This is a genomic window from Amycolatopsis sp. NPDC001319, assembly GCF_042896185.1.
Classification (GTDB): Bacteria; Actinomycetota; Actinomycetes; order Mycobacteriales; family Pseudonocardiaceae; genus Amycolatopsis.
In genome coordinates this window covers 238,607-252,103 of sequence record NZ_JBIAWY010000008.1, presented here as the reverse complement: position 1 = coordinate 252,103, position 13,497 = coordinate 238,607, and the positions used below count along the sequence as shown (strand labels likewise).

Annotated in this window: 12 protein-coding genes; 8 read left to right on the top strand and 4 right to left on the bottom strand. The window is 71.7% G+C overall.

The window, feature by feature from the left end:
- The first annotated feature begins 12 nt into the window (after positions 1 to 12).
- Genes ACFY1H_RS29965 through ACFY1H_RS29940 form a run of 6 tightly spaced genes read left to right on the top strand, consistent with a single transcriptional unit; the run spans position 13 to position 7,413 of the window.
- Positions 13 to 2,076 (top strand): hydantoinase/oxoprolinase family protein, encoded by a 2,064-nt coding sequence (locus tag ACFY1H_RS29965; protein WP_386951777.1) that lies wholly within the window; start codon positions 13 to 15, stop codon positions 2,074 to 2,076.
- A complete protein-coding gene (locus ACFY1H_RS29960; protein WP_386951774.1) occupies positions 2,073 to 3,815 on the top strand; it encodes a hydantoinase B/oxoprolinase family protein in 1,743 nt (580 codons plus the stop codon). Before ACFY1H_RS29965 ends, ACFY1H_RS29960 begins: the two co-directional genes overlap by 4 nt.
- On the top strand, positions 3,799 to 5,160 hold the full coding sequence (locus ACFY1H_RS29955; RefSeq protein WP_366586485.1) for an MmgE/PrpD family protein: 1,362 nt from the start codon (positions 3,799 to 3,801) through the stop codon (positions 5,158 to 5,160). The genes ACFY1H_RS29960 and ACFY1H_RS29955 overlap by 17 nt, the downstream gene beginning before the upstream one ends.
- Positions 5,161 to 5,216: 56 nt before the next feature.
- Positions 5,217 to 5,999: a PaaX family transcriptional regulator C-terminal domain-containing protein gene (locus ACFY1H_RS29950; RefSeq protein ID WP_386951771.1), complete on the top strand. Its 783-nt coding sequence runs from the start codon at positions 5,217 to 5,219 to the stop codon at positions 5,997 to 5,999.
- An 11-nt stretch (positions 6,000 to 6,010) separates the two neighbouring features.
- Positions 6,011 to 6,994 (top strand): amidohydrolase family protein, encoded by a 984-nt coding sequence (locus tag ACFY1H_RS29945; RefSeq protein WP_386951768.1) that lies wholly within the window; start codon positions 6,011 to 6,013, stop codon positions 6,992 to 6,994.
- A gap of 41 nt (positions 6,995 to 7,035) precedes the next feature.
- Entirely contained in the window at positions 7,036 to 7,413 is a 378-nt protein-coding gene (locus tag ACFY1H_RS29940; protein WP_386951765.1) for a peptidase inhibitor family I36 protein, read from the top strand.
- Between the two features lie 118 nt (positions 7,414 to 7,531).
- On the opposite strand, the gene ACFY1H_RS29935 is transcribed toward ACFY1H_RS29940, so the two are convergent.
- Both ACFY1H_RS29935 and ACFY1H_RS29930 read right to left on the bottom strand, forming a co-directional pair.
- Positions 7,532 to 7,861: a hypothetical protein gene (locus ACFY1H_RS29935; protein ID WP_366586492.1), complete on the bottom strand. Its 330-nt coding sequence runs from the start codon at positions 7,859 to 7,861 to the stop codon at positions 7,532 to 7,534.
- A 53-nt stretch (positions 7,862 to 7,914) separates the two neighbouring features.
- Positions 7,915 to 8,775: an aldo/keto reductase gene (locus ACFY1H_RS29930; protein ID WP_386951762.1), complete on the bottom strand. Its 861-nt coding sequence runs from the start codon at positions 8,773 to 8,775 to the stop codon at positions 7,915 to 7,917.
- An 83-nt stretch (positions 8,776 to 8,858) separates the two neighbouring features.
- Between ACFY1H_RS29930 and ACFY1H_RS29925 the strand changes: the two genes are divergently transcribed.
- A complete protein-coding gene (locus tag ACFY1H_RS29925; protein ID WP_386951759.1) occupies positions 8,859 to 9,446 on the top strand; it encodes a TetR/AcrR family transcriptional regulator in 588 nt (195 codons plus the stop codon).
- Positions 9,447 to 9,480: 34 nt separating this feature from the next.
- Here ACFY1H_RS29925 and ACFY1H_RS29920 read toward each other — a convergent pair whose 3' ends face one another.
- Positions 9,481 to 10,635, bottom strand: a complete 1,155-nt coding sequence (locus tag ACFY1H_RS29920) for a DUF1015 family protein (protein ID WP_386951756.1) — start codon at positions 10,633 to 10,635, stop codon at positions 9,481 to 9,483.
- A 113-nt stretch (positions 10,636 to 10,748) separates the two neighbouring features.
- Between ACFY1H_RS29920 and ACFY1H_RS29915 the strand changes: the two genes are divergently transcribed.
- On the top strand, positions 10,749 to 12,272 hold the full coding sequence (locus ACFY1H_RS29915) for an MDR family MFS transporter (RefSeq protein ID WP_386951754.1): 1,524 nt from the start codon (positions 10,749 to 10,751) through the stop codon (positions 12,270 to 12,272).
- On the opposite strand, the gene ACFY1H_RS29910 is transcribed toward ACFY1H_RS29915, so the two are convergent.
- On the bottom strand, positions 12,269 to 13,159 hold the full coding sequence (locus ACFY1H_RS29910) for a TIGR03854 family LLM class F420-dependent oxidoreductase (RefSeq protein ID WP_386951751.1): 891 nt from the start codon (positions 13,157 to 13,159) through the stop codon (positions 12,269 to 12,271). The genes ACFY1H_RS29915 and ACFY1H_RS29910 overlap by 4 nt on opposite strands.
- Between the last annotated feature and the right edge of the window lie 338 nt (positions 13,160 to 13,497).

The following is a 13,497-nucleotide window of genomic DNA, read 5'->3' as shown; positions in this document are numbered from 1 at the left end:
AAGAGGTACCCCGTGAAGCAGATCGCCGCCGACATCGGCGGGACGTTCACCGACCTGACCGCCGTGGACGAGCACGGCGTCTTCAGCACCGCCAAGACCCTCACCACCCCGCACGACCACGCGGAGGGCGTGCTCGACGGCCTCGACAAGCTCGGCGCGCACCTGCCCGACACCGAGCTGTTCCTGCACGGCTCCACCATCGCGATCAACACCGTGCTGCAGCGTGCCGGCGCCGCGACCGCGCTGATCACCACCGAGGGGTTCCGCGACGTCTACGAGATCGGGCGCGGCAACCGGTCCGAGCCGTACAACCTGTTCTTCGGCAAGCCCGACCCGCTGGTGCCGCGCCGGCTGCGCCGGGAGGTGCGCGAGCGCGTGCTCGTGGACGGCAGCGTGCGCACGCCGTTGGATGTCACGGCCGCGCGCGAGCTGATCACCGAGCTGAAGTCGTCGGGCGTCCAGTCCGTCGCGGTCTGCCTGCTGCACGCGTACGCCAACCCGGAGCACGAGCTCGAGCTGGGCCGGTTGTTCACCGAGCTGTGGCCCGAGGCGTACGTGACGCTGTCGCACCAGATCATGCGCGAGTACCGCGAGTACGAGCGCACGTCGACCGCGGTGCTCAACTCCTACGTCGGCCCGGTCGTGTCGCGCTACCTCGACTCGCTGACCACGCGCCTGGAGGCCCGGGGCTTCCGCGGCCGGCTGCTCATCATGCAGTCCAACGGCGGCATCATGTCCGTCGAGACCGCGCGGCAGAGCCCGGTGCGCATGATGGAGTCGGGTCCGGTCGCGGGTGTCATCGGCGCATCGGCGCTGGCCGCCGGGCTCGACCTGCCGCGGCTGATCTCGTTCGACATGGGCGGCACCACGGCCAAGACCAGCCTGGTCAAGGACGGGCAGGTCGACATCAGCCCGGGCTACTTCATCGGCGGCTACGCGACCGGGCACCCGATGGCGCTGCCCGTGGTCAACATCGTCGAGGTCGGCGCGGGCGGCGGCAGCATCGCGTGGGTCGACCCGGCGGGCGCGCTCAAGGTCGGCCCGGTCAGCGCCGGCGCGGCGCCCGGCCCGGCGTGTTACGGCCGCGGCGGCGACCGCCCGACGGTGACCGACGCCAACCTCGTGCTCGGCCGGCTCGGCGCGAGCCGGTTCCTCGGCGGCGAGATGCCGCTGGACCGCGCGGCCGCCGAAGCCGCGATCATGACGCACGTGGCCGAGCCGCTGGGCCTCGACCTGCTGGCCGCCGCGCGCGGGATCGTGACGATCGCCGACGCGCAGATGTCGCTGGCCGTGCGCGCGGTTTCGGTGGAGAAGGGCGAGGACCCGCGCAGTTTCGCGCTCGTGGCGACCGGCGGTGCCGGACCGCTGCACGCCGTGTCGATCGCGCGGGAGCTCACCATCGGCACTGTGGTCGTCCCGGTCCTGCCCGGGCAGTTCTCGGCCAAGGGCATGCTCTACTCCGAGGTGCGCCACGACCTCACCCGTACGCACCTGGCCAAGTTCGAGTCGTCCACAGTGGAGCAGTACGCGATCACGCTCAAGGCGCTGGGCGCCGAGGCGTGGGCGCGGCTGCGGGCCGACGTCGGCGAGCCGGCGACCGCGCCCGTGTTGCAGCACTTCCTCGAGCTGCGTTACCAGGGCCAGGAGTTCACGATCCCCGTTCCGGTGCCCGAAGAGGGACTGTCCACTTCGAACCACGCGGCCGTGCGCGCGCTGTACGACGAGATGCACAACCGCCTCTACGGCCACCACGCGTCGGACGAGACGGTGGAGGCCGTCGGTGTCCGCACGGTGATCTCGCTGCCGCTCGAAACGACCGCGGGCACCGCGGCCGAGGTCGAGACCGCGTCGGGCGACCCGGAACCGGTCGAGCACCGGCCCGTGGTGCTGCACGGCGGCGGCCCGGAACCCGTGTCCTGTCCCGTCTACGACCGTGAGGCGCTGCGGCCCGGCCACCGGATCACCGGTCCCGCCGTGGTGCAGGAAGCCACGTCCTCGGTCGTCTTCTATTCCGGTGACGTGCTGACCGTCGCCGCCGACCTGTCACTCGTCGTCTCCGTGGGGAGCCCCGCATGACCATCGACCCCGTCACGCTCGAAGTGGTGCGCTGCGCGCTCGTGGCGTACTCCGACGAGATGGCCACCGCGCTGCGCCGCGCCGCCTACAACCCGATGATCTTCGAGGTCCAGGACTACTGCGTGGGCCTCGTCGACACCGCGGGCGAGCTGATCGCCCAGAACCTCGGCGGCCTGCCGATCTTCCTGGCCGACCTCGGCGTCTCCGTGGCCGACGGTATCGAGCGCCACGGCCTCGAGGGCTTCGAACCCGGCGACGCGCTGGTGATGAACTACCCGTACGTCGCGGGCCAGCACCTCAACAACGTCGTGGTCTACACGCCGATCTTCGTCGACGGCAAGGTGGTGGCGTTCCCCGCGGTGCGCGCCCACTGGGTCGACATCGGCGGCTCGCGCATCGGCTTCGGCTCCACCGCCACCACCGACATCTACTCCGAGGGCCTGCAGCTGCGCTCGATCAAGGTGATGAAGGCCGGCGGGTGGGACGCCGACGTGATGCAGATCCTCAAGGACAACATCCGCATCCCGGAGTCGTCGCTGGGCGACCTGCGCGCGGCCATCGCGGCCTGCCGGCTGGGCGAGCGCCGCATCGCGGAGCTGTGCGAGCGCTACGGCCTCGACACGGTGATGGCCTGCATCACCGAGATGCGTGACCAGTCGGAACGCCTGTCGCGCCACGCGGTCGCGCAGATGGCCGACGGCGAGTACACCGCCTCGGCGTGGATGGACAACGACGGGCAGGACCTCGACAAGCGCATCACGCTCGACCTCAAGGTGATCGTGAAGGGCGAAGAGCTCACGATCGACTTCTCCGACATCAACGAGCAGGTCAAGGGCCCGCTCAACTCGGGCAAGTCGGGCGGCGTCGCGGCGGCGCGGGTGGCGTTCAAGATGCTGACGCTGCCGACGCACCCGGTCGACGAGGGATCCTTCCGCAACCTGCACGTGGTGCTGCCGGAAGGGAAACTGCTCAACGCGAAGTCGCCGGCCGCGCTGGGCCAGTGGAGCATCTCGCTGCCCACGGTGGTCGACACGATCATCCGGGCGCTGGCCGACGCGCTGCCCGACCAGGTGCCGGCCGCGCACAAGGGCGACATGTCCGGGTTCACCTTCCACGGCATCGACGAGAAGACCGGCTCGCGGTTCGTGTGCCTCAACATCAACGGCGGCGGCTGGGGCGGGCGTCCGGTCGGCGACGGGCCGAGCGCGTGCGTGTCGGTGTGCCAGGGCGACGTGCGCAACATCCCCATCGAGATCCAGGAAGCGCGCTACCCCTTGGTGTTCACGCGCCACGAGCTGCGGGCCGACAGCGGCGGCGCGGGCCGGCACCGCGGCGGGCTGGGCCTGGAGATCGACGTGGAGCCGCAGCAGGCGATGTTCACCAACATCGCCAACGAGCGCACGACCTGCCCGCCGTGGGGCCTGCGCGGCGGCCAGGCGGGCGCGGTGAACGACACGATCGTCACGCAGCCGGGCGGGCAGCCGGAGCACGTGAAGAAGCACACCGGGCTGGCGTTGCAGAAGGGCTCGAAGGTCACCTTCCGCACCGCGGGCGGCGGGGGCTGGGGTTCGCCGGCGGAGCGGCCGGCCGCGGACGTGGCCGAGGACGTGCGCGACGGCTTCGTGACGGCCGAGGCCGCGCGTGAGCTGTACGGCGTCGCGCTCACAGCCGACGGGCGGGTGGACGAGCCGGCGACCGGCCGGCTCCGGGCCACGCAGGCAGATGTCGCTCGTCGGTGAGCTCGCCGCGCGGGCGCACTCGGTCGGTTCCCGGCCGGTGCCGCCCGCGGTCCGGGTCGCCGCCCGGGCCCACCTGACCGACGCCATCGGTGCCCTGATCGCCGGCCACACCACGCTGGCCGGCTCCGTGGCCGGGCTCGCGCGCACCCTGTCCGCGGAGTACGGCGCCGCGCGGCGGACCGCGTTCCTCGGCGGGGTGTACGCGCACGGCTGGGAAGCGGGCGACATCCACCGAGGTTCGGTGCTGTGCCCGGGTTGTGTGGTGTTGCCGGCGACGCTGGCGGTGGTGCCCTCGACCGCGTCGGCCGAGGATTACGAGCGCGCGTTCCTGGCCGGCTACGAGGTCGCGCTGGCCGCGGCGGCCGCGATCGGGGGCGAGGCGCTGATCCGGAACGGGTGGTGGCCGACGGCGCTGCTGGCCCCGCTCGGCGGTGCGGCCGCGGCTTCGGTGCTCCTCGACCGGCCGCTCGCCGTCACCGCGTCGGCGATCGCGCTGGCCGCGCAGCACGCGGGCGGATCGATCGCGGGCGCGACGGACCGGGCCGACGGCAAGTACCTGCTGGCCGGGTTCGCGGCGGAACGCGCGGTGACGGCGTTCCTCGCGGCCGACTCCGGCTGGACGGGCCCGCTCGACATCCTCGACGACCCGCGTTCGCCGCTGCGTCGTTCGGAAGCCGCGGTGCCGGAGCCGTTCCTGCTGCCGGAGACGAGCCTGAAGCCCCACGCGGGGGCGAAACACCTGCAGGGCGCGATCGACGCGGTGCTGTCGTTGCGTCCCGCGGGCGGCTGGGCGCCCTCGTCGGTGCGGCGGCTGAGGTGCCTGTTGCCGGCGCAGCTGGCCGGGATCGTCGACCGGCCGCCGCCGTTCGGCTCGGCGCTGAGTGCGTTGGGCAGTGCCCAGTTCGTGCTGGCCGTGTCGGCGCTGCGGGGGCACTGCACGCCGTGGGACTTCGAGGACGGTGCGCTGCGCGACGAGGCCGTGCTGGAGCTGGCGCGGGTCGTCGAGGTCGGGTCGGCGGACGATCTGACGGCCGCGTATCCCGCCAAGTGGGGCGCGCGGGTGGAGATCACCACCGCGTCGGGGGCCGTCTCGGCGGATCGGCTCGACGCGCGGGGTGACCCGGGGAACCCGTTGCCGGACAACGAGATCGTCGGCAAGTTCACCACGCTGGCCTCGCGGGAGCTGGGTCCGGTGCGGGCGCGCGAGGTCGCGGAGTCCTTGCTGGGCCCGGATCCCTCGACGGTGTCGGTGCTGCGCGAGCACGTGCTGCCGTTGCTCGGGGGTACGTTCGTCAGGTCACCGGAGAACGCCGCGGCGGGCGTGAGAACAGGGGGTTCGTCCTGACCACCGACCGACCCGCACCCGACCTGAGCCGCGCACCGACGCCGCAGACGGTGCTGATGACGATGCTCGGCCGCTACTGCCTCGAGGAGAACCCCGAGATCGCGACCGCCGGGTACATCGACGTGCTCGCGCGGATCGGCGTGTCCGCGCACGCCACGCGGCTCACCGTGTCGCGGATGGCCGAGCGCGGCCTGCTGGAGCGTTCCCGGCAGGGCCGCGCGGCGTACTTCCGCGCGTCGGAGGTCGGGCTGCGGGTCGTGCGCGTGCAGCAGCAGCGGACGTTCCACGACACGGGTGAGGAGCCGCAACCGCCCGGTGCGTGGACGGTCCTGTGCTTCTCGCTGCCGGAGTCGCACCGCAAGGAACGCCACCTCCTGCGGCGCAGCCTGGCGTGGGAGAGCTTCGGCCTGCTGCGCGACGGCGTGTGGCTCGCGCCGGGCGAGCGCGACGTGTCGGCGATCCTCGCGCAGCTGCCCGGCGCGGGCGTCGACCAGCACGTGGAGGTGTTCACGGCGTACCCGAGGTTCGACGACGTGCAGGGGATGATCTCCCGCACGTGGCACCTGGACGAGCTGGCCGCGCGCTACGACCGGTTCCTGCGGTCGTGGGACGTGCCCGATCCCGTGCCCGAGGCGCTCGACGACCTGGGCCGCGACCTGATCCTGGCGTCGGCCTGGCGCCAGCTGCTGCGCGAGACCCCGCGCCTGCCCGCCGAGCACCTGCCGGGCGACTGGCCGGCCGCGCGCTGCCACGAACTGTTCCGCACCCTGCACGAGAGCTACCGCCCCGATGCCGACCGCCTCTTCGCCGGCATCCTCGCCGAACACCGGATGAGCTGAGGAGAATTTCGATGCGCGTGGTGGACACCCACTTCCACTGGTTCCCCCGGTCCCACTTCGAAACCATGGCCGCACGGGCGGCGTTTCCCCGCACCGAACGCGTCGGCGACGGCTACCGCTACCTGTACAACGAAGGCCGCGGCTTCATCCCCCTGCCGGCCGTCTGGTTCGATCTCGACGCCGGCTTCCAGGCGGCTTTTGCCGCCACCGGCCCCGACACGGTCGTGGTCTGCACCACCGGCGTCCTGGCGGGGATGCTCGACCAGATGCCGGCGGACGAGGCGCTGGACGAGGCGTACGCGTACAACGAGGAAATCGCTCGCGCGCAGCGCCTGAACCCGGGCCGCTTCTTCGGCACGGCCGCGATTCCGTTGCAGGACACGGCAACGGCGCTGAAGGTGCTGGACCACGCGGTGGGCTCACTCGATCTGCGCGGGGTGAGCTTGCCTTCGATGATCGGCTCGGAAACCGTCGATGTCTCGCGGCTGGAGCCGTTCTACGCACGCGTCGCGGAACTTGATGTGCCCCTCATCGTGCACCCGACGGACCTCGCCTTCAACGAAGTCCTGACTGGTTACCAGGACGGCATCCAGCGATCCATCGGCCGCCTCCTCGACTCCAGCGTCACCGTGCTGCGCCTCATCTTCAGCGGCATCCTGGAACGCCACCCGTCGCTTCGCGTCGTCCAGACCCACGCCGGCGGCCTGCTCCCCTACCAGGCCGGGCGCATCGACAAGAACGCCCGCATCGAAGGCCTGCCGCGGCTTCCTTCGGAGTACCTGAAACGCATCTTCGTCGACACCGTCGCACCCCAGTCCCTGACCATCCGCACGGCCCTGGAGTACTACGGCCCCGACAACATCCTCTACGGCACCGACCACCCCTGCTGGAGCCCCCACGCGGCGGTCTCGGTGCTCGACGAGTCGGCGCTGTCGGACGAGGTGCGCACGAAGATCTACTCGACGAACGCGGAGTCGGTCTTCAAGCTGACGTGACATTCACGGTGAACCCTCGACGGTGAATTTCTCATCGGAAGGTGGTCGCATCGGGTGAACACGGCGCCGAACTTTCCGGAGAAAAATCTTCGCGTGCCAGAATTCTGACCCGTTCTGCGCACACGGGGCGCGGAACGGGTCAAGGTACCGACTGCGCCCGCCACGGAATTTGCGAGGTCGGCGAATTCTGTGTGTACCACGGCTATGACCTATCCGGATCATTGTCGGACTTCACCACGTCGATTCCGAATTACGGCAGTTCCCAGCCTGGCTGCGACGAATTCAAGAGCCGCGGCGTCGACCAGTATCAGTGTGTGAAGAACAATGCGCTTTCGGTCTACAACCAGCCCAACCATGTGGTCAAGATCTTCTACAAACAGCAACTATGGGGGCATCTCCGTGACCTTCCAGTCCGGTGAAGCTCGAGACGGAGGCCTGGGCCCGCTCGACGGGGAGAACGCCTCGCACGAGTTCTTCTGATGAGGTGAATCAGTCACTGCGGGAGCCGTAACGCCGACGGTCGGTCGCGCAGAGCCATCACTCCCCCGGTTCGACGACTCCCTGGCGTTCGCCGCCGGTGTCGAAGAAGCGGGTCACGTAGTCCTCCGGTGCGAGGGGGCTGTCGCGGAGCAGGGAGAAGACTTCGGTGCCCGGGCCGAGCTCGTGGGTCTCCGCCAGGGCATAGGCCTGGGCGAAGTCCAGGAAGGTCACCCCGTTCTCCGAGGCGTAACGACGAGCCTCGCGCTCCGCGCAGTCGAGGGCGGAGGCGAGGCTGGACGCGCGCCAGAGGGTGATCCGCTCCTCGAACGGCGCGCCGGCCGCCCGCTCCCACTGGAACACGCACCGGACCGCGTACCACTCGAACATGCCCGCTCCCTCGGATCCCGGCCAGAACGACACCGAGCACCACACCACATCGATCAGGCGGGCAAGCCGAGCGCCACTCGGGTTTCGGTGTCGAACGTGATCGTGGCGGCCGCCAGGTTGGCTTCGAGGTGGGTCTTGTCGGTGGTGCCGGGGATGAGCAGGACGTTCGGCGCGCGGTGGAGCAGCCAGGCGAGGCCCACCTGCGCGGGCGTGCGGTCCAAGGCGGCCGCGGCGGCGAGGACGGACGGCTCGTCGGTCACCTTCGGCAGGTCCGGACCGGCGCCGCCGAGGGGGAAGTAGGGCACCCACGCGATGCCTTCGGCGGTGCAGATGTCGAGCAGCTCCTCGTCGTCGCGCGCGGCCAGGCTGTAGGCGTTCTGCACGCAGACGATGCCGGCCGGCAGGGCGCGCCGCAGTGTCTCGAGGGACACGGCACTGAGGCCGATCGCGCCGATCTTCCCCTCGTCGCGCAAGGCCACCAGCTCGGCGATCTGGTCATCGACATCGACGACCTGATCACCCTGCGCACGCATGGGCGCCGGGCCGGTGTCCGTACGCCGCAGGTTGACCACCGGGACCTGCTCCAGACCCAGGCCGGCGAGGTTTGCCTCGACGGACGCCCGAAGCTGTTCCGGCCGTTGCGCGACGCGGATCGGGTGCGGCCCGGTCGGGTCCGGGTCGGCACCGACCTTGCTGACGATCAGCACCCCGTCCTCGGGGCGCACCGCCTCGCGCAGGAGGTCGTTGACGAAACCGTCGCCGTAGAAGTGGGCGGTGTCGATGTGGGCGACACCGAGGTCCACCGCGTGGCGCAGCAAGGCGATGGCGGCGGCACGGTCGTCGCGCAGCCCGCGTAGCTGCATCGCGCCGTAGCCGATCCGGGAAACGGCGCGGCCGGCCAAGGGGAAAGCCATGGGGAACCTGCCTCCGTGACAGAATGCCAGAAGCGGAAGGTCTTCCGCTTCAGTTACGCTAGCAGAAACGGAAGGGCTTCCGCTTGACTGGATCGGCAGGTCGCGCCGACGCGCGCCGCAACAGGGACAAGATCCTCGCCGCCGCCCGCGGCATGCTGGGCGCGGACGGCGGGTCGCTGGCGATGGAGTCCCTGGCTCGCGAGGCCGGGGTCGGCGTCGGCACGCTCTACCGGCACTTCCCGAACCGGGAAGCGCTGATCGAAGCGATCTACGCCGCCGAGCTCGACGACATCACGACCAGTGCCGCGGAGCTGCTCGAACACCACCCACCCGAGGTGGCCCTCCGGCTGTGGATGGACCGCTACGCCGCGTTCACCGCCACCAAGCGGGGCATGCTGGACACCCTCCGCGGCAGCTTCGCCGCCGGACGCATCGCGCCCCACACGCGAGAACGCGTCACCGCCGCCTTCCGGACCATCCTCGAGAGCGGGGTGCGGGCCGGCACCCTCCGCGCGGACGTCAACCCCGAAGACGCCACCACCCTGCTGCACGGCGTCTTCCTGGCGACGGTCGACGGCGACGTACCTGAACGCTCCCACCGCCTGCTCGACCTCATCGCCGACGCGGTGCGAGCTCCGGGCGTCACCCGCGGCGCACCGGATCGCGGCTGAGGCGTTCGCACACAGCCGCTTCGCTCTCGAACGCTCAGATCTCCGCCAGAACCAGCCCGCCCCGAGGTTTCGGGGTGAAGTACGTCGCCTTCCGGGGCATGCGCAGGCCGGCCGCGTGGACCTTCAGGACCGTCGAGAAGTCCACCGGGGCCAGTTGCAGCACCGCGTCGGCGTCGGCCGGTGCGGGGCGGCTCGCCGGCAAGGGCTGCACGTGCGGGCCGTCCAGATCCAGGCTGAGGGCCTCGCCCAGCAGCAGCTGCTCGACCACCGCGTGATCGATCGTCAGCTCGTCGGCCGGCGGCAGCACCACGCGCAAGAAAGACGGCCGGGCCAGCACCACCACCGAACCCGGGACCGCGGGCGGGGTGCCGTCGGCGACCTCCGAAACGTCCAGTCCGACCCGGCGCCAAGCCGCGGCCAGCGTGTCGGACGTCAAGCCCGTGCCGGTCAGCACCCGATGGATGGCCCCGATCCGCAGCCGCGGCCCGCCCGTCACGAGGGCCAGCAATGAGCCCGTCTGCGCGGCCGCGGCGACCCGGTGGTTGCCGTCGGCCACCAGCAGGTCCGCGGCCGACACGGCCCCCACCAGGCGTTCCTGCAAAGTCCCCGAAGGAACCACCCACAGCTCGTGCCGGCGGCCCGACTGGTCCACAGTGGACACATCCGGCGGTCCCAGCCCCGCGCACGCCGCCTCCACGGCCTCGGTCAGCGCCTCGCCGCCGGAGGACGGCACGAGCAGCGCCGCGCTCGTGGCGGTGCCCAGCCCGGCCAGCACGGCGGCGCGCTCGGCGACCACGTGCGGGTACACCTCCTCTGTGTGCCGCACGTGGGACCCGCCCGCCGTCAGCTCGCGGACGTCGACCAGGCAGAGCACGCCCACCGCCACGCCGTCCGGGCCCGAGATGCGGTAGGGCGCGACGAACCCCGCCACCGACCGGTAGTGCCGGGCCCGGATGCGGGCCAGCGCGGCGCGTGCGGAAGGCAGCGCCGCGGTCAGGTCGAGGCCACGCGCCAACGCCGCCGGCGTGCGAGCCGGGTGCTGCACCGCCAGCAGCGTGTCGCCGGCCGCGCCGGGGGACGCGAGGGCCGTGACCACGGCGTCGGGCTCCGCGAACTCGTCGACGTCCGGGCCCGGCACCTCGCCGCGCACCACCCACCCGCGGCGGATCGGCCGCACCCACGTGTCCATCCCCTCATCATGGCTGGCCCGCCAAGACTGTCCGACAGTCACTCTTTCGTGAAATGCTTACCGTTGCGAAACAGTTGTCCCCGGCCCCAGGGAACCCCGAGGAGAGCCCGCCGATGAGCACCCCCGCCGAGACGCCGGCGCCCACGAAGAAGGCCGTCGGCCTGCGCTCCGAACGCGGGCCGGTGCTCGCGGCGGTGATGCTGAGCACCGGGCTGGTCGCGCTCGACAGCACGATCATCGCCACGGCCGTGCCCTCGGTGGTCGGCGACCTGGGCGGGTTCTCGCAGTTCCCGTGGCTGTTCTCGGTCTACCTGCTCACCCAGGCGGTCACCGTGCCGCTCTACGGCAAGTTCGCCGACGTCCTCGGCCGCCGGCCGGTGATGTTCTTCGGCATCGCCGTGTTCCTGCTCGGCTCGGTGCTGTGCGGCGCGGCCTGGAGCATGCCGGTGCTCATCGCCGCGCGCGCCCTGCAGGGCGTCGGCGCCGGGGCCGTGCAGCCGATCAGCATGACGATGGTCGGTGACCTGTACACCGTCGAGGAACGCGCGCGCGTGCAGGGTTACGTGGCCGGCGTGTGGGCCGTCGCGTCCGTGCTCGGCCCGGCGCTGGGCGGCGTGTTCTCCGAGTTCCTCAGCTGGCGCTGGATCTTCTTCGTGAACCTGCCGCTGGGCGCGATCGCCGCCTGGATGCTGTACCGCAAGTTCGCCGAACGCGTCGAACGCACCCGCCACCGCATCGACTACGCCGGCGCCGGCCTGCTCATCACCGGCTGCACGCTGCTGATCCTCGGGCTGCTGGAAGGTGGCGTGGCCTGGGGCTGGGGCTCGGTGGTGGGCGTGCTCATCTTCGTCGCCTCCGCGGCGGCGCTGGTCGGGTTCGTGCTGGTCGAACGCCGCGCGGCCGAGCCCGTGCTGCCGCTGTGGGTGTTCACGCGGCGCACCCTCGTGGGCGGCACGCTGGTGGCCCTCGTGGTCGGCGCGACCCTGATGGGGCTCAGCTCGTTCCTGCCGACCTACGCCCAGGGCGTGCTCGGCCACGACGCCCTCACGGCCGGCTTCGCCCTGGCCGCGCTCACCGTCGGCTGGCCGATCGCTGCGTCGCTTTCGGGGCGGCTCTACATGCGGATCGGGTTCCGCGACACCGCGTTCATCGGCGCCGGGCTCATCGTCGTCGGCGTGGCGCTCACCACGCTGCTCGGCGAGAACACCTCGCTCTGGAGCGTCGCCGGCGCCGCGTTCGTGGTCGGCGCGGGCCTCGGCCTGGCGTCGAGCCCCACGATCGTGGCCAGCCAGTCGAGTGTCGGCTGGGAACGCCGCGGCGTGGTCACGGCCACGAACATGTTCGGCCGGTCACTGGGCAGCGCGGTCGGCGCGGCGGTGTTCGGCGCCATCGCCAACGCCACCCTCGCCGACCGCTTCGCCCACCCGCCCGCCGCCGTCGCCGGCCACCTGCCCGACAGCGCCGACGCCACCAGCCTGGTCCTCGGCCAGAACGACCACTCGGCGGCCGCGGAGTACGTCCGCGACTCGCTGACGGGCGCCACGCACAACGTGTTCGTGGCGATCGCCGCCGTCGCCGCGCTCAGCATCGTCGCGCTGGCCCTGATGCCGCGCAAGACGGAGCAACTGAAGTTCTAGTTCTGCAGCGGCAGCAGTTCGCGGTGCAGCCCGTCGAGGAACCGCCGGTAGTCGCCCGAATGCCCGGGCCGGATCACGAACTTCGACAGCCCCGCGTCGATGTGCTGCTCCAGCAGGCGCCGCGCCTCGGCCCAGCTCGTGGCCACGAGCTCGGTCACGGGCGTGCCGGGCCGGCGCTTCGCGGCGACCTCCAGCATCCGGTCGGGCATCCCCTCGCTCGCCACCAGCAGGCTGAGGCCGAAGTGGTCGGGCTCGATCTCGCGCCCGGCCTCGGCCGCGGCGTCCTGGATCGCGATGCGCGCGGCCCGCGCCTGCTCGGGTGAGTGGAAGCTGCCGAGCCAGCCGTCGGACAGCCGCCCGGCGCGGCGCAACGCGGCGGGCGCACTGCCGCCGAGCCACACGTCGAGGCGCTTGGCCGGGCGCGGCCCGATCGTCACGCCGTCGACCTGGTAGAACTCGCCGGCGAAGTGCACGTCGTCCTGCTCCAGCAGCAGCCGCAGCAGGGTCAGAGCTTCGTCGAACACGGCCGCGCGCGGGCCCGCCACGGGGAACAACGAGTGTTCGGCCGCATTGGCCGGCCGCAACCCGAACACCGGCAGCACCCGCTTCGGCGCCAGCCCGGCCAACGTCACCAGCTGCTTCGCGACGAGCACGGGGTGGCGGCCGGGCAGGATCGCGACCCCCGTGCCGACCTTGAGGTTCGTCGTTCGCGCCAACGCGTGCGCCATGCCGACCAACGTGTCGACCTCCGGCGCGTACACGAGCTCCGAAAGCCACAGCGAGTCGACTCCGGCCGCCTCCAGCGTCTCCGCCAGCCCCGCGAACTCCGCGGGCCCGGTCCCCGGCGCCGGCGCCACCCCGATCCGGATCTTCAGTTCCTCGCCCACCCGTGCTCCTTCCGCAGCCGTCCCTGTGCGCAACGCCCTCGGGACCGCCCGGTATGCCCGCAAGACGAAGGCCCCCTCCCGGATGGGGGCCGGAAGGAGGCCTTCTGCTCGCGGCGGCCGGTGTCCACGCCGGCCGGATTCCGCGCCCGCTCATCCTGGAAGATGGGCATACAAGAGCTGTATATATTGCCCCGGCTCCGCCGGGGCGTGCGAGATCGCTGAGTCTTTGGCCCCGGCTCCGCCGAGGCGTGCGAGATCGCCTTTGAGCCGGCTTCCGGATGGGGCGGTCGGATCGGCCGGGGCCCGATCGCACCGCCCCATCCGGAAGCCGGCGCGAT

Bases quoted from the DNA above. Each gene is read 5' to 3' on its own strand.
- ACFY1H_RS29935 (WP_366586492.1), bottom strand. From the start codon at position 7,861: ATGTTCGAGTGGTACGCGGTCCGGTGCGTGTTCCAGTGGGAGCGGGCG.
- ACFY1H_RS29950 (WP_386951771.1), top strand. From the start codon at position 5,217: ATGACGATGCTCGGCCGCTACTGCCTCGAGGAGAACCCCGAGATCGCG.
- ACFY1H_RS29930 (WP_386951762.1), bottom strand. From the start codon at position 8,775: ATGGCTTTCCCCTTGGCCGGCCGCGCCGTTTCCCGGATCGGCTACGGC.
- ACFY1H_RS29920 (WP_386951756.1), bottom strand. From the start codon at position 10,635: ATGGACACGTGGGTGCGGCCGATCCGCCGCGGGTGGGTGGTGCGCGGC.
- ACFY1H_RS29960 (WP_386951774.1), top strand. From the start codon at position 2,073: ATGACCATCGACCCCGTCACGCTCGAAGTGGTGCGCTGCGCGCTCGTG.
- ACFY1H_RS29955 (WP_366586485.1), top strand. From the start codon at position 3,799: ATGTCGCTCGTCGGTGAGCTCGCCGCGCGGGCGCACTCGGTCGGTTCC.
- ACFY1H_RS29915 (WP_386951754.1), top strand. From the start codon at position 10,749: ATGAGCACCCCCGCCGAGACGCCGGCGCCCACGAAGAAGGCCGTCGGC.
- ACFY1H_RS29945 (WP_386951768.1), top strand. From the start codon at position 6,011: ATGCGCGTGGTGGACACCCACTTCCACTGGTTCCCCCGGTCCCACTTC.